This is a genomic window from Pseudonocardia sp. ICBG162 (genome assembly GCF_020496225.1).
GTDB lineage: Bacteria > Actinomycetota > Actinomycetes > Mycobacteriales > Pseudonocardiaceae > Pseudonocardia > Pseudonocardia alni.
The window spans coordinates 661,544-678,320 of sequence record NZ_JAHLJD010000013.1 but is presented as its reverse complement, the minus strand read 5'-3'; the positions used below and the strand labels follow the sequence as shown (position 1 = coordinate 678,320).

Below are 16,777 nucleotides of genomic sequence, written 5' to 3'. Positions count from 1 at the left end.
TTACGGGCCGCAACAGGAGGCGTCAGGCGGCGTGCCGTGAGGCGTCCAGCCGGCGGCGGCCGCCGTCGGTGGCGGCGTCGATCTCCCGCACGCCCAGTGCCTTCGCCAGCCCCGACGGCGGCATGTCGCCGTAGATCGTCTCGAACTCCCCGGCCACGAAGGTCTCGTGCCAGATCCCGACGGCGCCGGGGTAGCGGCGGGCGCGGCGGTTGAACGCGGCCCAGGCCGGCCGGTGCGTCGCCGCGGTGTCGCTCGCGTAGGCGTAGAGGGACTCGCGGTCGCGCCAGTACTGGACGAGGAACGGGCCGCCGGGGCCGATCCCCGAGCGGGTCCCGAGCAGCCCGTGGGCGGGGTCGCGCTCCAGCTCGCGCAGCATCCCGGACATCGCGCTCACCACCGGCAGCCAGGCCCGGACCTTCCAGGGCCGGTTGAAGCGCATGCCGATGAGGAACACGACGACCGGCCCGTCGGCCGGCTCGTTGGTCGTGCGGGTGTACGGCGCCATCGGTCCACTCCCTCGTCACGGTGCTGTGTGGATACCGAGACTATCCGATGGTGGCGAGTGGCGCTATCCGTTCTGGTCGAGCCAGGCCCGGACCTCGGCGGAGTCGGCGCCCAGCGGCGGGGGAGAGCGGCGGTAGGACGGTGGGGTCACCGACCAGGTGACCGGGTTGCGGACGGTCGGGACGGCGGCGGCGTCGTCGGCCCGGACGACCGGGTCGAGGCCGAGCTCCTCGGCGAGGGCGACACCGCCGTCGACGGTGTTGATCGGGCCGCAGGGCACGCCGGCGGCGGTGATCGCGTCGTACCACTCCTGGGCGGTGCGGGTGGCGAGGCGGGCGCGCAGCCGCTGCTCGATCTCCTCGCGGTGGCCGATCCGGTCGGACATGGTCGCGAAGCGCGGGTCCTCGGCCATGGCCGGGTCGCCGAGGACGGTCGCGAGCTTGCGGAACTGGCCGTCGTTGCCGGCGATGACGATGAGGTCGCCGTCCGCGGTGGGCATCGGCTGGTACGGGAAGACGCTGGGATGGGCGTTGCCCATCCGGCGGCCGACCGCGCCCGCGGCGACGTAGGCCTCGGTCTGGTTGACCAGGGTGGACATCGCGACCGACAGCAGGTTGGTCTCCAGCAGCTGGCCCTGCCCGGTCCGCTCGCGGTGCCGCAGCGCCGCGCCGACCGCGAGTGCGGCGTGGAGCCCGGTGAGGACGTCGAACACCGCGACCCCCGCGCGGAACGGCGGCCCGTCGACGTCACCGGTCAGGCTCATCAGCCCGGACACCGCCTGGACGAGCAGGTCGTAGCCGGCCAGGTGGGCGCCGCCGCGGGCGCCGAACCCGGTGATCGAGCAGTACACGACCCCGGGGTTGCCTGCCGAGACACTGTCGTGGTCCAGCCCGAACCGCGCCGCACCGCCCGGCCGGAAGTTCTCGACGACGACGTCGGCCCGCCGCGCCAGCTCGCGTGCCGCCGCGAGGTCGTCCGGGTCGGTCAGGTCGAGCACCACGGACCGCTTGTTCCGGTTGATCGACAGGTAGTAGGTCGAGATGTCGCCCTGCTCGGGGTCGCTGACCACCGGCGGCTTCCAGGCGCGGGTGTCGTCGCCGCCCGGACCCTCGACCTTGATCACCGTCGCGCCGAGGTCGGCCAGCATCATCGTGGCGTAGGGCCCGGCGAGGACGCGGGAGAAGTCGGCGACCAGCACGCCGTCCAGCGGTCCGCCGGTGGGGTCGTCGCCGAGCGGGGAATGATCCACGTCCCGGCACGCTAGCTGTGATGCCCAGCCAGGTTGTTCAACCTGGTGATGGGTGTGGCCTTTCCGATTGCCGAGTGGGGCCTGTGGTGGTTGTAGTCGTGGACCCATGCTGGCAGAGCCGCGAGTCGGGCTGACTCGGAGTTGTAGAGCTTCTTGAAGGCCCAGCCCTCGGCCAGGGTCCTGTGGAAGCGCTCGATCTTCCCGTTCGTCTGCGGCCGGTAGGGCCGTGTCTTTTTCGGGGTGATGCCCAGCTCGGCACAGGTGTCGCGCCAGAGATGAGACTTGTAGCAGCCGCCGTTGTCGCTGAGCACGCGTTTGACCGTGACACCGCGGCAGGCGAACCAGGCGACCGCGTTACGCAGGACCGCGGCCGCGGTCTGCTTGGTCTCGTCCTCGTGTGCTTCGACATAGGCGACTCGAGAGTGATCGTCGATGACGGTGTGCAGGTAGCAGGTGCCCAGCAGAGGCTGGTGGTACCGACTCCTGGGCAGACCGGTTCGTGTCGAGGTCACCGCACGGTTCTTCTCGCCTTGTCGACGACCGACGTAGCGCCATCCGCCTCCGTCGGGGACCTTGCCGAGCTTCTTGACATCGACGTGGATCAAGTCGCCGGGCGCCTCGTGCTCGTAGCGGCGGATCGGCTCGCCAGTAGCCCGGTCGATGTGGGTGAGCCGGTTGATGCGACAGCGCACGAGCACGGCGTGCACGGTCGAGGACGCCATGTCGAGCCGGTCGCCGATCTCGACCGGTCCCAGGCGCTGCTTCCAGCGCAGGTGCACGATCTTGCGGACCACCGGCGCCGGCGTGCGGTTCGGCTGGTGACGGGGGGCCGAGGACCGGTCGTGCATCCCGGCCGGGCCTTCATCGCGGTAGCGCTGGGCCCACTTGTTCGCAGTCCGCCACGAGACGTCGTAGCGCTCGGCGGCGCGGGCCACAGACCAGCCTAGATCGACGACCAAGCGAGCGAGTCGGAGTCGGGCACGACAGGTGAGCGCGGCATTGGAGTGGGTAGCGTGGGACACGAAGGCCTCCTGGGTGCGGAGCGGTTCCTCGACAGCTCCACTCCACACCCGGGAGGCCTTCGCCCATCTACAGATCAGACCGTGTCGTCACACGATCTCGACCAACGTGCCTGGGCATCACAGCTAGCCGCGTCGCCACACCGGCGACAGTCGCGACGCGGCTCACGGTGGGTCGGGTGCGAGGTAGGTGTGTCCGGTCGGGGTCCTGGTGACCACAGTCCCGTCCGGGGCTCGGGCGATGTGCCAGCCGGGTTGTTCGCGGACGTGGTTGTGGAACTCGCACACTCCGCGACCGTTGTCGAGCTCGGTGCGTCCGCCGTCGGCGTCGCGGTGGATGTGGTCGAGGTGGCGGACGGGAGCGTCGCAGTAGGGCTCGGTGCACCGGTTATGCGCCCGTGCCTTGACCAGGGTGGCGAGCAGGCCAGTGAAAGTGCGCTGCCGGGAGTCGCCGCCGATGATCAGACCGTGGTCGGTGAGCAGGCGACGCAGGGACTTGGTGCCCTCGGGGTTCGCGAGCAGGTCAGCCGGGACCGGTCCGAGGCCGGGGATCTCCGCGGGGAGCGGGGACTGCAGGTCGAGCAGGGCCTGGATCGGGACGGTGACCTGCACTTCCAGGTTCACCGCCGTCGCGGTGACCTGTCCGGTGACGCGTTCGACGAGGGTGTCGGCCAGGACCTGGCCGCGGGTACGGGTCAGCGGTTCCGGATCGACCTGGACCTCGACGAAGGCCTTCTGCAGTGCGGCCAGACAGGCGGCGCCCTGCTCGACCGGCACGTAGGCGGTCAGATAGCTCATCGCGTCCGGCGCGGGCCGCAGGGTGACCCGGCGCTCCGCCTTGGCGGCGTGGACCCGGGCACGGAAGCGGTCGGGGGCGATCTCGGCGACGAGCCGGCGGGTCATGGCGCGGAGCCGTCCGATGCCGAGCCGGGTCAGGTCGTGCACGGCGAGGCGGGCATCGACCTGCCTGCGCCGGCGCGCATCGAGGTCGCGGCATTCGACGGCGATCGCGGAGACCTTCGCGGCGCTGAGCTCGCCGGCGATGTGCAGGTCCCGGACACGACCGAACCCGGCGTACAGGTCCCGGGCGTTCGCCACCCGGGTGCGGGCCTCGGCCGTGGAGACGCGGCAGGCGAGCTGGACCTGCGCGACCACGCTGCGGTGGAGCCCGTCGACGTCGGCCCGGTCGTCGGTGAGGCGGTTCTCGACCTGTGCCTGCGCGAACGCCCGGATGCGCGTCGCCTGGAGCGCGGCGAGGGAGGCCTGCAGGGACTCGATCTGCCGGATCTGGTCGATCAGGTCGGCCTCGGAGAGCACGGTGATGTCGTCGTCGACGACCTGGTCGACCAGGAGGCGGAGCAGGGCCAGGTCACCGGACGTGAACCCGCCGCCCGGCACGCCGGTGGCGTGGACGGGTGGTTCCTGGGTCGCGGTCACGTCGCCGATGGTACTCGAACAGATGTTCGATATCCAGCCCCTTGCGTCGGCGTGGACTCCGCACCCGGCGCTCGCCGGTGCGCGGTGTCGATGGGGCCGCCCACGGAGCCCCCGTCGTGTGGGTCGCACGCCGTCGGCGACGCGGCCCGCCCCCTCACCCCAGGGAGAGCCGGAGGTCCCCGTCCCGGACGGCGGCGTCGGTGAAGGTCACCTCGCCGCGGTGGCCCACCTCCACGGTGTAGAAGTCCGAGACCGGGACGTCGTCCACCGTGAACGAGAAGGCGCACCCGTAGCTGCTCCCCGTCCCGCTGCCCAGCGCGCCGACGCCGGCGATCGTGCCGGAGGAGTCCCGGACGGTCACGGTCGTCCCGGCGGTGATGTCGTCGTAGCCACCGGACAGGGTGCAGGCACCGTAGGAGGAGCCCGAATAGAGCGACCCCGAGCCGCTCACGACCGTCATGACCCCGGAGACGGTGCGGGTCGACGGAGCCCCCAGATCGGCGATCGCCGCGATCACGATCATCGCCAGGACCAGGACGATCCCGGACGAGGCGGCCATCAGCAGACGCCGGGCGGTGCGGGAGCCGAGCTGCACGTGACGCGGAGTAGGTACCGGGGCGGCCGCCGCGGCCCAGGGCACCCGCTGCTGCGGGACCGGAGACTGCGTGACCCGGGACTGCGCGATCCGGGACTGCGCGAGCCGGGACTGTGCGTGCTGCCATTCCTGGAAGCGGGCCCACTCGACGCGCTCCCGCTCCGACATGGACTGCCACTGCTGCACGTTCATGGTCTCCCGATCTCCGCCGCCCGGCCGCACCCGACTGGTCCGTTCGGTCGGCATGTCGAGGGCGGTGACCGGCGTGTTGCAGGGAGTCCCCAGTTCTGATGAGGCGCCTACCCGACGTCCCCGTCGACGTAGAACCACCGCCCGTCCTCCCGGACGAACCGGCTGCGCTCGGCCAGCACCCCGTCCGTCCGGTGGGCCCGGAACTCGACGGTCCCGTCGGTGGAGAACATCGTCCCGCCCGAACGCGCCACGATCTCCAGCCCCGTCCACACCGACCCCGGCTCCAGCCGCAGCCGTCGCGGACGCGTCGACGGGTGCCACGACGCCAGCAGGTACGCACGGTCGCCCCGCACGAAGGCGGTGTAGCGGCTGCGCATCAGCGCCTCCGCCGTGGCGGCGGGGCGCCCGGCGAGCACGGGGGTGCAGCAGGTGTCCTCGGGGCGGCCGGTACCGCAGGGGCAGAGCACGGTCGTCGAGCATGCCCCATCCGGCACATGTGAGGTGCCCGACCGACCCGAAGGGACAGTTGACCACCTCTACGGACGTGTGGTCGTCTCATCCGTCGCCGAGCCGTGTACCGCAGGAGGAATGCCGACGTGACGGACTTCTACGACGTCCTGCACTCCCGCCGCGACGTCCGCACCGGCTTCCGGCCCGACCCGGTCGACGACGACGTCCTCACCCGCGTCCTGCAGGCCGCGCACGCCGCCCCGAGCGTCGGGTTCTCCCAGCCCTGGGACTTCGTCCTGGTCCGCGACGCGGGCGTCCGCGAGCGCGTGCACGCCCTCGTCTCCGCCCAGCGCGACCGCTACGCCGCGTCGCTGCCCGCCGCCCGCGCCGAGGCGCTGCGCGCGATCCGGGTGGAGGCGATCCGCGAGACCCCGCTGAACGTCGTCGTGACCGCCGACGCCACCCGCGGCGGCCGGCACACCCTCGGTCGCCACGAACGCCCCGAGATGGGCCCCTACTCCGCCGCGCTCGCGGTGCAGAACCTGTGGCTGGCCGCCCGCGCCGAGGGCCTCGGGGTCGGCTGGGTGTCGTTCTTCGGCGACGACGGCCTCACCGAGCTCGGCGCGCTGCTCGGGCTGCCCGCGCACGTCGAGGTCGTCGCCTACCTGTGCGTCGGCCACGTCGACGCCTTCCCCGACCGGCCCGAGCTCGAGCAGCACGGCTGGGCCCGTCGCCGCCCGCTGGACTGGGCGGTGCACCAGGACACCTGGGGCGCCCGCGGGCTGCCCGGCGCCGCGCCCACCGCGCTGCTGGAGTCCACCGTGGACGCCGTCGCACCGGTCGACGACGTCGCCCGGTCCGCGGCCCGCGACCGGCTCGACCGGATGACCAAGCCGCGCGGCGCGCTCGGCCGGGTGGAGGACGTGGCCGTCGCGCTCGCCGGGATCGCCGGGGCCGAGGTGCCGCCGGTGCCGTCCCCGGCCGCGGTCGCGATCTTCGCCGGCGACCACGGCGTGCACGCCCAGGGCGTCACCCCGTGGCCGCAGGAGGTCACCGCACAGATGGTCGCGAACTTCACCGCGGGCGGTGCGGTGGTGAACGCGTTCGCCCGCCAGCTCGGGGCGGAGGTGCTCGTCGTCGACGTCGGGGTGGCCGCCGAGCTCGACCCGGTGCCCGGCCTGCTGCCCCGCAAGGTCGCCCGCGGCACCGCCGACATGACCACCGGCCCGGCAATGACCCGCGAGCAGGCCCGCGCCGCGCTCGAGCACGGCATCGAGGTCGCCCGCGACCTGGTCGCCGCGGGGAACCGCTGCCTGCTCACCGGGGACATGGGCATCGCCAACACCACCGCCGCGGCCGCGCTGGTGTGCGCGTTCACCGGCGCCGACCCGGCCGTCGCGACCGGGCGCGGCACCGGCGTCGACGACGAGACCCTGGCCCGCAAGACCGACGTCGTGCGCCGCGCCCTGGAGCTGCACCGGCCCGACCCGGCCGACCCGCTCGGGGTGCTCGCCGCCGTCGGCGGGCTGGAGCACGCGGGGCTGGCCGGGTTCGTCCTGGGCGCCGCCGCGCTGCGCACCCCGGTGGTGCTCGACGGCGTCATCGCCGGCTCCGCCGCCCTGGTCGCCGCCGCGTTCGCGCCGGACGTCGTCGGCTACTGCCTGGGCGGGCACCGCTCCGCCGAGCCGGGCGGCGCGCTCGCCCTCGACCACCTCGGCCTCGCGCCGCTGCTGGAGCTCGACATGCGCCTCGGCGAGGGCACCGGCGCGCTGCTCGCGCTGCCGGTGCTGCAGGGCGCGGCGCGGGCGATGGCCGACGTCGCCACCTTCGACGCCGCCGGGGTCACGGACAAGACCGGTGGGTGACCCGCTCACCGTCGTCGGGGTCGGCGCCGACGGCTGGGCCGGGCTGCCGGAGACCCACCGCGACGCGCTGCGCGACGCCGAGGTGCTGCTCGGCGGGCCCCGCCAGCTCGACCTGCTGCCCGCCGACGTGGCGGGGGAGCGCCGGGCGTGGCCGTCGCCGCTGGTCCCGGCGCTGCCGGGGATCCTCGACTCCCTCGCCGACCGGCGCGTCGCGGTGCTCGCCTCCGGCGACCCGATGTTCTTCGGGATCGGCGCCACGCTGGCCCGCGTCGCCGGGCCGGACCGGCTGCGGGTGCTGACCCACCCGTCGTCGGTGGCGCTGGCCTGCGCCCGGCTGGGCTGGGGCTCGGAGCACGTGGCGGTACTGAGCGTCGTCGGCCGCCCGCTCGACGCGCTGCGCCGCGCGCTGGCCCCGGGCGCCCGGCTGGTCGTGCTCTCGGCCGGAGCCGGGTCACCCACCGAGATCGCCGGGCTGCTCGCCGGCGCCGGATGGGGCGGCTCGCGGATGACGGTGCTGGAGCGGCTCGGCGCGCCCGACGAGCGCCGGGTGTCGGCCACCGCCGCGGCCTGGCGGGGCGACGCGGACGCGCTGAACGTCGTCGCGCTCGAGTGCGTCCCCGACGCCGGGCTGGTCCCGCCGGGGGAGACGCCCGGCCTGCCCGACGACACCTACGACCACGACGGTCAGCTCACCAAGCGCGAGGTCCGCGCCGTCACCCTCGCCCACCTCGCGCCGCGCGCGGGGGAGCTGCTGTGGGACGTCGGCGCCGGGTCCGGGTCGATCGGCATCGAGTGGATGCGGGCGCACCCGCGGTGCCGCGCGATCGCCGTCGAGACCCGCCCCGAGCGCGCCGACCGGGTCGCCGCCAACGCCGCGGCGCTCGGCGTCCCCGGCCTGCGGGTGGTGACCGGTCCCGCGCCGGACGTGCTGGCCGGGCTGGAACGGCCCGACGTCGTGTTCGTCGGCGGCGGGCTGACCCGCGCGGGCGTCCTCGACGCCTGCCTGGCCGCGCTGGGCCCGGGCGGACGTCTGGTCGCCAACGCGGTCACCGTCCAGACCGAGGCGGCGCTGGCCGCCGCCCACGCCGCGCACGGCGGGGACCTCGTCCGGGTGCAGGTCGCCCGCGCCGTCCCCGTCGGCGGCTTCCACGGATGGCGCCCCGCCATGCCCGTGACCCTGTGGAGCTGGAGGAACGTGCTGTGAGGACCGAGCTGTGACGGTGCACTTCATCGGGGCCGGACCCGGTGCGGTCGACCTGCTGACGCTGCGGGCCCGCGACCTCATCGCGGCCGCGCCGGTCTGCCTCTACGCGGGCAGCCTGGTGCCGCCGGAGATGCTGGAGATCTGCCCGCCCGGCGCCCGCACCGTCGACACCGCGCTGATGACGCTCGACGAGATCCTCGACGAGATGGTCCGCGCCCACCGGCACGGGCTCGACGTCGCCCGGCTCGCCTCCGGCGACCCGTCGGTGTTCTCGGCGATGGCCGAGCAGATGCGCAGGCTCGAGGCCGAGGGCGTGCCCTACGACGTGTGCCCCGGCGTCCCCGCCTACGCGGCGGCGGCCGCGGCGCTGGGCCGCGAGCTCACCGTCCCCACGGTCGCCCAGACCGTCACCCTCACCCGGATCGCGGCGCGCGCGACGCCGATGCCGGAGAACGAGGGACTCGACAAGCTGGGCGCCGCCGGCGGCACCGTGGTGCTGCACCTGGCCGTGCACCGCATCGCCGAGGTCGTCGACGCCCTGGCCCCCTCCTACGGCGGCGACTGCCCGGCCGCGGTGGTGGCGCACGCGTCGCGTGCGCACGAGATCGTGCTGCGCGGGACCCTGGAGCAGATGCCCAAGGCCGTCGACGAGGCCGGGATCCAGCGCACCGCCGTGATCATCGTCGGGGAGGCGCTGGCGGCCCGGCACTTCCCGGACTCGCACCTCTACAGCGACGGCCGCTGCCGTGCCCCGGAGACCGCGGTGTGGCAGCCCGCGGGGCAGGACGTCCCCGGTCAGTAGTCCTCGTGCCAGGCCCGGCCGTCGCGCTCGATCAGCGCGGTGGCCGAGGCCGGGCCGTGGCTGCCCGCGGTGTAGGGGCGCGGCCGCTGGTCGGTCGCCTCCCAGGTCCGCAGGATCGGCTCGGCCCACCGCCACGCGGCCTCGATCTCGTCGCGGCGCATGAACAGCGTCGGGTTGCCGCGCAGCACGTCCATGAGCAGCCGCTCGTAGGCGTCGGGCAGTCGGTCGCCGAAGGTGCGGGCGAAGCTCAGGTCCAGCGGCGCCGGGATCGGGCGGATCCCGCCGGGGCCGGGCTGCTTGGCCGTCATGTGCAGGCGCACACCCTCGTCGGGCTGCAGCCGCAGGACGAGCCGGTTGGCCGGGATCTCCTCGCCGAACGCCGGGAAGATCGAGTGCGGGACCGGCTTGAACTGCACCACGATCTCCGACGCGTGCGTCGCCAGCCGCTTGCCGGTGCGCAGGTAGAACGGCACCCCGGCCCAGCGCCAGTTGGCGACCTCGGCGCGCAGCGCCACGAAGGTCTCGGTGGAGGACCGCTCCCGCTCGCGCGGGGTCCCGGCGCGGGACTCGGCCAGCTCGGTGGCGTAGCCGGGCACCGCGGTGCCGTCGACGAGGCCCTCGGCGTACTGCCCGCGCACGGTGTCGCGCACGACGTCGGGGCCGTCGAGCGGCCGTAGCGACTGCAGGACCTTCAGCTTCTCGTCGCGCACGCCCTCGCCGTCGATCTTGGCGGGCGGCTCCATCGCGACCAGGCACAGCAGCTGCAGCAGGTGGTTCTGCACCATGTCGCGCAGCGCGCCGGAGCCGTCGTAGTAGTCGGCGCGGTTCCCGACGCCGATCGACTCGGCGACGGTGATCTGCACGTGGTCGATCTGCGAGGCGTTCCACAGCGGCTCGAACAGGGAGTTGCCGAAGCGCAGGACCAGCAGGTTCTGCACCGTCTCCTTCCCGAGGTAGTGGTCGATCCGGTAGATCTGCTCCTCGGCGAAGACCGAGCCGACCTCGTCGTTGATCGCCTGCGCCGAGGCCAGGTCGGTGCCCAGCGGCTTCTCCAGCACCACGCGGGTGCGGTCGTCGACGATGCCGGCGGCCGCGCTGCCGACGCAGATCCGCCCGAACAGCTGCGGGGCGGAGGCGAGGTAGAGCACCCGGGTGCGCCCCGGGGAGGGCGCCCCGATCAGGCCCGACAGCAGCGACCAGTCGTCGTCGGCGACGTCGAGGGTCACGTGGTGGAGCCGGTCCAGGAAGCGGTGGTGCTGCGCGTCGTCGGCGCAGGCGTCGGGGCCGGCCCAGCGCGGCGCGGTGCGCCGCAGCTCGGAGTCGACCTTGTCGCGGTAGCCGGGGTCGTCGAGCCCGGAACGGGACACGGCGACGATGCGGGTGTCGTCGGCGAGCTGGCCGTCGCGGTCGCGGAGGTAGAGCGCGGGCAGCAGCTTGCGCATCGCGAGATCGCCGGTGCCGCCGAACACGACGACGTCGGCGGGGTCCATGACGGGAAGGGGGTGCGGCACGAGCCGTCTCCTCGGTAAGCGAACGGGTGCGGGTCGAGCGGTGCCAGGGCCCGCGTGACGGGGCACTTCCGTACTGTACCGATTCCGTTCCGCTCGCGAAAGGCGGAAGGGGTCCCCGGTCAGGCCAGCCGGCCCGCCCCGTCCGACGGCGTGCCCGGGAACACGACCGGCTCGGCCCAGCCGCGCTGCGCGTAGGCCTCCCGCACCGAGGCGGTGACCGCGGCCGCCCCGTCGGCCTCGACCAGCGCGATCACGCAGCCGCCGAAGCCGCCGCCGGTCATCCGCGCGCCGGTCGCGCCGCCGTCGCGGGCCGCCTCGACGGCCACGTCGACGTGCGGGACGGTGATCTCGAAGTCGTCGCGCATCGAGGTGTGCGACGCGTCGAGCAGCGGCCCGATCGCCCGCGGGTCCGCGCCGCCGGACAGCAGCCGCACGGTCTCGGTGACCCGGGCGTTCTCGGTCACGATGTGCCGGGCCCGGCGGCGGATCCGCTCGTCGGCGATCCGGGGCAGGTCGTCCGGGCCCGCGTCCCGCAGGGCCGGGACGCCGAGGGCGGCGGCCGCGGCCTCGCAGTCGGCGCGCCGGGCGCCGTACTCGCCCGAGGCGTGCGCGTGCGGCGCCCGCGTGTCGATGACCAGCAGCTCCAGGTCGTGCGCCGGCAGGTCGAAGGGGACCAGCTCGACGGTGTCGTCGCGGGTGTCGAGGAACACCAGCCGGCCGGCGCGGCCGTGCATCGAGGCCATCTGGTCCATGCCGCCGGTGGGGGCGCCGACGAACTCGTTCTCCGCGCGCCGCGCGATCCGGGCCAGCGTGGTCGGGTCGACGTCGGCCCCGGCGAGCCCGGCGAGCGCGACGCCGACCGCGCACTCCACCGCCGCCGACGACGACAGCCCGGCCCCGACCGGCACGTCGGAGTCCAGCTCCAGCTCCACCTCGCCCACCGGGTAGCCGGCCTCGCGGAACGCCCAGCAGGTCCCGGCCACGTAGGCCGCCCAGCCGGGCACCTCGCCCGGCACCACCGACGCCGCGGAGAACTCCACCGGGGCGCCCGGCTCCTGCACCGAGCGGACCCGGCTGCGGCCCCCGGTCGCGGGTGCCGCGGCGACGACGGCCCGGTGCGGCAGCGCGAAGGGCAGCACGAAGCCGTCGTTGTAGTCGGTGTGCTCGCCGATCAGGTTGACCCGCCCGGGGGCGAACCAGACCCCGGTCGGGGCCGCCCCGTGACGGGTGGCGAAGGCGTCGGCGACGGTGGACATGGCGGCTCCGGTCGAACGAGGGTGTTGGTCGGGAGGTGGGTGCGCGGCGGGTGGCCGGGGGCGCGGGCACGGTAGCCGACCCCTGCGCCGGACGGCCGGGGCGCCGGGGCACGATGACGGCCGTGCCCGACGCCCCCGACTGCCTCGACACCGCCCTGACCGACCCGGTGGCCTCCGCCCTGCGCGGGCGGCTGGCCGGCTTCGGCGCGACCCGCGGTGCCGCGGTGCGCTTCGACCCGGAGGTGTCGCCGTTCGCGGCGCTCCCGCTCGACGCCGACGGGCACGGCCGCGCCGGGGACTGGGCCGATCTCGCGGCGCTCTGCGCGCCGGGCAGCGAGGTCGTGGTGGTGCGCGCCGCCGCCGGGCCGCCGCGGATCCCGGCGGGCTGGGAGCTGCTGCGCGCGTTCCCCGGGGTACAGATGGACGGCGCCGCGGTGCCGGGCGCGGCCGCGGACGACCTCGTCGAGCTGGGGCCGCCGGACCGGGCGGAGATGGCGGAGCTGACCGGCCGCACCCGGCCCGGGCCCTGGCTGGCGCGCACCGCCGAGCTGGGCCGCTACCTCGGCGTCCGCCACGACGGCCGGCTGGTCGCGATGGCGGGGGAGCGCATGCGCATCGGCGGCGACGGCGCCGCCGGGGCGACCGAGATCAGCGCGGTCTGCACCGACCCGGAGTTCCGGGGCCGGGGGCTGGCCCGCCGGCTGGTCGACGCCGTCGCCGCCGGGATCGTCGCCCGCGGCGAGCGCCCGGTGCTGCACGCGGCCGCGGACAACCACGGCGCGATCCGGCTCTACGAGGCGATGGGGTTCACGCTGTCGCGCACGATGCGGTTCGACCTGCTCCGCGCGCCGCACCGCTGAGCGGCTCAGGCCGACAGGGCGGCGTCGACGGAGCCGGGGGAGAGCACCTCGTCGAGCACCAGGATCGCGCAGCCCATCACGCCCGACCGCCCGCTGAGCAGGCCCGGCTCGATGCGCAGGTTCTGGGTGGCCGCGGCCATCGAGCGCCGGTAGATCGCCTCCCGCACACCCGCGACGAGCGGGTCGAACGCCCCGACCAGGTCCCCGCCGATCGCGACCAGCGCGGGGTTGACCAGGTTCACCGCGGCGGCGAGGACCTCGCCGAGCCGGCGCCCGGCGATGCGCACCAGCCGCACCGCGTCCGGGTCGCCCTGCTTGACCAGCGCGACGACGTCGGCGATCGCGGTGACCGGCTGCCCGCACTCGGCGAGGTCGCGCACCAGGGCGCGGCCCGAGGCCAGCACCTCCAGACAGTCGATGTTGCCGCAGCCGCAGCCGATGCCCGGCCCGTCGTGGACCGGGGTGTGCCCGATCTCGCCCGCCGCACCCCAGGCGCCGCGCTGCAGCACCCCGCCGCAGACGAGCCCGGCGCCGACCCCGGACCCGATCTTGACCATCAGCAGGTCGTCGACGTCGGGGTGGGCGTCGTGTTCGGCCAGGGCCATGACGTTCACGTCGTTGTCGACCAGCACCGGGGCGGGGAAGCGGGCGGTGAGCAGCGGCGGCAGCGCGATCCGCTCCCAGCCGGGCAGCGCGGGGACGCCCACCGACCAGCCCTGCGCGCCGTCCACGGTGCCGGGGACCGACAGCCCGATGCCGCGGATCGTCGCGTCGTCGACCCCGGCGGTGAGCAGCAGCTTCTCCAGCCGGATGACCGCCTCGGAGAGCAGATGCTCCGGCCCGGCGGAGGCGGGGATGTCCACGACCTCCTCGGCGAGCACGGCGCCGGACAGGTCGCACACGGCGGCCTTGGACCGGCTGACGCCGACCGACAGCGCCAGCACGGTGCCGCCCGCGGCGTTGAACTCCAGGCGCGCGGCGGGCCGTCCGCCGGTCGCGGCGGCGCCGACCACCTCGGTGACCAGGCCGTCGGCGAGCAGCCGGTCGACGCGCGCGGCGACCGCGGTCCGGGACAGGCCGGTCTCGCGACCGATCTCGGTCCGGGTCCCGGCCACGCCGTCCCGGACCAGCCGGAAGATCTCGCCCGCCGTGGCGGGCGCGCTGGTCGGGGTGCGTCCTCGCATTCGTCCAGTGAACCACAGGGCTTCGACCTGGTAGAACGCTGATCGGGTCTCACTAACGTCTTGTGAGTACATAAGTCAGTCGGTAGAGTGCTTATCGAACGGTTCGCCACGCACCCCACCACCTGGAGATCGACGTACCGTGACCGCTTCCGTCCCGCTGCACCCCGTCGTCGACGCCGTCACCCGGCGGGTGACCGCCCGCTCGGCCACCACCCGCGCCGCCTACCTCGAGCGCATCCGCGCGGCCGCCGCCGCGGGGCCCGCCGCCGGCCCCGGCCGCGCCGACCTCGGCTGCGCCAACCTCGCCCACGCCGTCGCCGCGTGCGGGCCGGACAAGCTGACGCTCACCGCGTCGCCCGCCCGCAACATCGGCATCGTCACCGCCTACAACGACATGCTCTCGGCCCACCAGCCGTTCGAGACCTACCCCGCTCGGATCAAGGCCGCGGCCCGGGCCGCGGGCGGGGTCGCCCAGGTCGCCGGCGGGGTCCCCGCCATGTGCGACGGCATCACCCAGGGCCGCGCCGGCATGGAGCTGTCGCTGTTCTCCCGCGACGTCATCGCCCTGTCCACCGCCGTCGCGCTGAGCCACGACATGTTCGACGCCGCGGTGCTGCTCGGGGTCTGCGACAAGATCGTCCCCGGGCTGGTGATGGGCGCGCTGTCCTTCGGGCACCTGCCGGTGCTGCTCGCCCCCGCAGGCCCGATGACCTCGGGCCTGCCGAACAAGGAGAAGGCCCGCGTCCGGCAGGCGTTCGCCGCGGGCGAGGCCGACCGCGCCGAGCTGCTCGAGGCCGAGTCGGCCAGCTACCACGGCCCCGGGACCTGCACCTTCTTCGGCACCGCGAACTCCAACCAGCTGCTGATGGAGGTCATGGGCCTGCACCTGCCGGGGTCGTCGTTCGTCAACCCCGGCACCGCGCTGCGCGACGCCCTGACCGACGAGGTCGCCCGCCGCGCGCTCGACGCTGCGGGCGACCCGGACAAGGCGATGGGTGCGGTCGTCGACGAGAAGGCCGTGGTCAACGGGATCGTCGCGCTGCTGGCCACCGGCGGCTCCACCAACCACACGATGCACCTGGTCGCGATGGCCGCCGCCGCGGGCGTGCAGATCACCTGGGACGACTTCTCGGACCTGTCCGCCGTCGTGCCGCTGCTGGCCCGGATCTACCCCAACGGCAAGGCCGACGTGAACCACTTCCACGCCGCCGGCGGCACGGCGCTGCTGATCCGCGAGCTGCTCGACCACGGCCTGGCCCACGACGACGTCCGCACCGTCGACGGCCCCGGCCTGTCCCGCTACACCCGCGAGCCCTTCCTCGACGGGGACACCCTGGTGTGGCGTGAGGGCACCACGGAGAGCCTGGACAAGTCGGTGCTGCGCTCGGTCGCCGACCCGTTCTCCCCGGACGGCGGGCTGCGCGTGCTGCACGGCAACCTCGGCCGCTCGGTGGTCAAGACCTCCGCCGTCGAGCCCGACCACCGCGTCGTCGAGGCCCCGGCCGTGGTCTTCGACGACCAGGACGACCTGCTGGCCGCGTTCGCCGCGGGCGAGCTCGACGGGCGTGACCTGGTCGCCGTCGTCCGGTACCAGGGACCGCGCGCCAACGGCATGCCCGAGCTGCACAAGCTGACCCCCGCGCTGGGGCTGCTGCAGGACCGCGGGCACCAGGTCGCGATCGTCACCGACGGCCGCATGTCCGGCGCCTCGGGCAAGGTCCCCGCCGCGCTGCACGTCACCCCGGAGGCCGCGCAGGGCGGACCGCTGCGGAACGTGCGCGACGGCGACCTGGTACGCCTGGACACCCTGAACGGCACCCTGTCCCTGCTGGTCGACGCCGACGAGTTCGACGCCCGCGAGCCCGCCCGGCCCGCCGGCCCGTCCGGTCCGACGACCGGCACCGGACGCGAGCTGTTCGCCGCGTTCCGCGCCGCCGTCGGGCCCGCCGACACCGGCGCGACCGTCGCCCTGCCCTACTGAGAGGACCCCGTGAGCGAGAAGCTGCTGGAGCTGGCCCCCGTCGTCCCCGTCGTCGTGCTGCCCGACGCCGCGACGGCCGTCCCGCTCGCCCGTGCCCTGGTGGACGGCGGGCTGCCGGTCATCGAGGTGACCCTGCGGACCCCGGCCGCGCTCGAGGCCGTCCGCCGGATCGCGGCCGAGGTGCCCGACGCCGTCGTCGGCACCGGGACCGTCCGCACCCCCGACGACGTCCGCGCCTCGGTCGACGCGGGCGCCCGCTTCCTGGTCAGCCCCGGTGCGACGCCGCGGCTGCTCGACGCGATGGAGGACTCCGGGCTGGACTTCCTGCCCGGCACCGCGACGATCTCGGAGATGATGGCCGTCGCCGAGCGCGGCCACACCGCCTGCAAGTTCTTCCCCGCCGAGGCCGCGGGCGGGCGCCCGTTCCTGAGGTCGGTCGCCGGGCCGCTGCCGGACCTGCGGTTCTGCCCGACCGGGGGGATCACCGTCGACTCGGCACCGGGCTACCTGGCCCTGCCCAACGTCTCCTGCGTCGGGGGCTCCTGGCTGACCCCGGCCGACGCCGTCGCCGCGGGCGACGTCGACCGGATCCGCGGGCTGGCGGCCGCGGCCGCCGCCCTCGGCTGACCGGCGCCCGGGGGCGGGACGAGGGGTCCGCCCCCGGGGCC

Annotated in this window: 15 protein-coding genes; 6 read left to right on the top strand and 9 right to left on the bottom strand. The window is 74.9% G+C overall.

Features of this window, described 5'->3' with window-relative positions; all coding sequences use genetic code 11:
* Positions 1–22 precede the first annotated feature (22 nt).
* From KPL60_RS06495 to KPL60_RS06470, 6 genes are all read right to left on the bottom strand, one after another.
* Positions 23–505, bottom strand: a complete 483-nt coding sequence (locus KPL60_RS06495) for a DUF4188 domain-containing protein (protein WP_226357017.1) — start codon at positions 503–505, stop codon at positions 23–25.
* A gap of 63 nt (positions 506–568) precedes the next feature.
* Positions 569–1,753 carry a CaiB/BaiF CoA-transferase family protein gene (locus tag KPL60_RS06490; protein WP_226365228.1) on the bottom strand — a complete coding sequence of 395 codons (1,185 nt, stop codon included), beginning with the start codon at positions 1,751–1,753 and terminating at the stop codon, positions 569–571.
* 11 nt (positions 1,754–1,764) lie between these two features.
* A complete protein-coding gene (locus tag KPL60_RS06485) occupies positions 1,765–2,775 on the bottom strand; it encodes an IS481 family transposase (protein ID WP_226365102.1) in 1,011 nt (336 codons plus the stop codon).
* Between the two features lie 162 nt (positions 2,776–2,937).
* Complete coding sequence (locus KPL60_RS06480; RefSeq protein ID WP_226365227.1) at positions 2,938–4,209, bottom strand: HNH endonuclease signature motif containing protein; 1,272 nt, start codon at positions 4,207–4,209, stop codon at positions 2,938–2,940.
* 154 nt (positions 4,210–4,363) lie between these two features.
* Complete coding sequence (locus KPL60_RS06475; protein WP_226365226.1) at positions 4,364–4,996, bottom strand: hypothetical protein; 633 nt, start codon at positions 4,994–4,996, stop codon at positions 4,364–4,366.
* Positions 4,997–5,103: 107 nt separating this feature from the next.
* On the bottom strand, positions 5,104–5,463 hold the full coding sequence (locus KPL60_RS06470; RefSeq protein ID WP_226365225.1) for a YchJ family metal-binding protein: 360 nt from the start codon (positions 5,461–5,463) through the stop codon (positions 5,104–5,106).
* 129 nt (positions 5,464–5,592) lie between these two features.
* Here KPL60_RS06470 and cobT point away from each other — a divergent pair, with 129 nt between their 5' ends.
* Genes cobT through cobM form a run of 3 tightly spaced genes read left to right on the top strand, consistent with a single transcriptional unit; the run spans position 5,593 to position 9,317 of the window.
* A complete protein-coding gene (cobT, locus tag KPL60_RS34560) occupies positions 5,593–7,311 on the top strand; it encodes a nicotinate-nucleotide--dimethylbenzimidazole phosphoribosyltransferase (RefSeq protein WP_308016673.1) in 1,719 nt (572 codons plus the stop codon).
* Positions 7,304–8,515 carry a precorrin-6y C5,15-methyltransferase (decarboxylating) subunit CbiE gene (gene cbiE / locus KPL60_RS06455; RefSeq protein WP_226365224.1) on the top strand — a complete coding sequence of 404 codons (1,212 nt, stop codon included), beginning with the start codon at positions 7,304–7,306 and terminating at the stop codon, positions 8,513–8,515. The genes cobT and cbiE overlap by 8 nt, the downstream gene beginning before the upstream one ends.
* Positions 8,516–8,525: 10 nt before the next feature.
* A complete protein-coding gene (cobM, locus tag KPL60_RS06450; RefSeq protein ID WP_226357023.1) occupies positions 8,526–9,317 on the top strand; it encodes a precorrin-4 C(11)-methyltransferase in 792 nt (263 codons plus the stop codon).
* Here cobM and zwf read toward each other — a convergent pair.
* Positions 9,311–10,807, bottom strand: a complete 1,497-nt coding sequence (gene zwf, locus KPL60_RS06445; RefSeq protein ID WP_224402564.1) for a glucose-6-phosphate dehydrogenase — start codon at positions 10,805–10,807, stop codon at positions 9,311–9,313. The genes cobM and zwf overlap by 7 nt on opposite strands.
* A gap of 140 nt (positions 10,808–10,947) precedes the next feature.
* Positions 10,948–12,084: a galactokinase gene (galK, locus tag KPL60_RS06440; protein ID WP_226365223.1), complete on the bottom strand. Its 1,137-nt coding sequence runs from the start codon at positions 12,082–12,084 to the stop codon at positions 10,948–10,950.
* Positions 12,085–12,206: 122 nt separating this feature from the next.
* On the opposite strand from galK, the gene KPL60_RS06435 reads away from it, so the two are divergent.
* Positions 12,207–12,944 (top strand): GNAT family N-acetyltransferase, encoded by a 738-nt coding sequence (locus KPL60_RS06435; protein ID WP_226357026.1) that lies wholly within the window; start codon positions 12,207–12,209, stop codon positions 12,942–12,944.
* Between the two features lie 5 nt (positions 12,945–12,949).
* On the opposite strand, the gene KPL60_RS06430 is transcribed toward KPL60_RS06435, so the two are convergent.
* Positions 12,950–14,128 carry an ROK family transcriptional regulator gene (locus tag KPL60_RS06430; RefSeq protein WP_226365222.1) on the bottom strand — a complete coding sequence of 393 codons (1,179 nt, stop codon included), beginning with the start codon at positions 14,126–14,128 and terminating at the stop codon, positions 12,950–12,952.
* 139 nt (positions 14,129–14,267) lie between these two features.
* On the opposite strand from KPL60_RS06430, the gene edd reads away from it, so the two are divergent.
* Together edd and eda are read left to right on the top strand one after the other, a co-directional pair.
* Positions 14,268–16,109, top strand: a complete 1,842-nt coding sequence (edd, locus tag KPL60_RS06425; RefSeq protein WP_226365221.1) for a phosphogluconate dehydratase — start codon at positions 14,268–14,270, stop codon at positions 16,107–16,109.
* 9 nt (positions 16,110–16,118) lie between these two features.
* Positions 16,119–16,736 (top strand): bifunctional 4-hydroxy-2-oxoglutarate aldolase/2-dehydro-3-deoxy-phosphogluconate aldolase, encoded by a 618-nt coding sequence (gene eda, locus KPL60_RS06420; protein WP_226365220.1) that lies wholly within the window; start codon positions 16,119–16,121, stop codon positions 16,734–16,736.
* The last annotated feature ends 41 nt before the right edge of the window (positions 16,737–16,777 follow it).

Excerpts from the sequence above, each read along its gene's own strand:
- KPL60_RS06495 (WP_226357017.1), bottom strand. The coding sequence starts at position 505 with ATGGCGCCGTACACCCGCACGACCAACGAGCCGGCCGACGGGCCGGTC.
- KPL60_RS06430 (WP_226365222.1), bottom strand. The coding sequence starts at position 14,128 with ATGCGAGGACGCACCCCGACCAGCGCGCCCGCCACGGCGGGCGAGATC.
- zwf (WP_224402564.1), bottom strand. The coding sequence starts at position 10,807 with ATGGACCCCGCCGACGTCGTCGTGTTCGGCGGCACCGGCGATCTCGCG.
- KPL60_RS06475 (WP_226365226.1), bottom strand. The coding sequence starts at position 4,996 with ATGAACGTGCAGCAGTGGCAGTCCATGTCGGAGCGGGAGCGCGTCGAG.
- galK (WP_226365223.1), bottom strand. The coding sequence starts at position 12,084 with ATGTCCACCGTCGCCGACGCCTTCGCCACCCGTCACGGGGCGGCCCCG.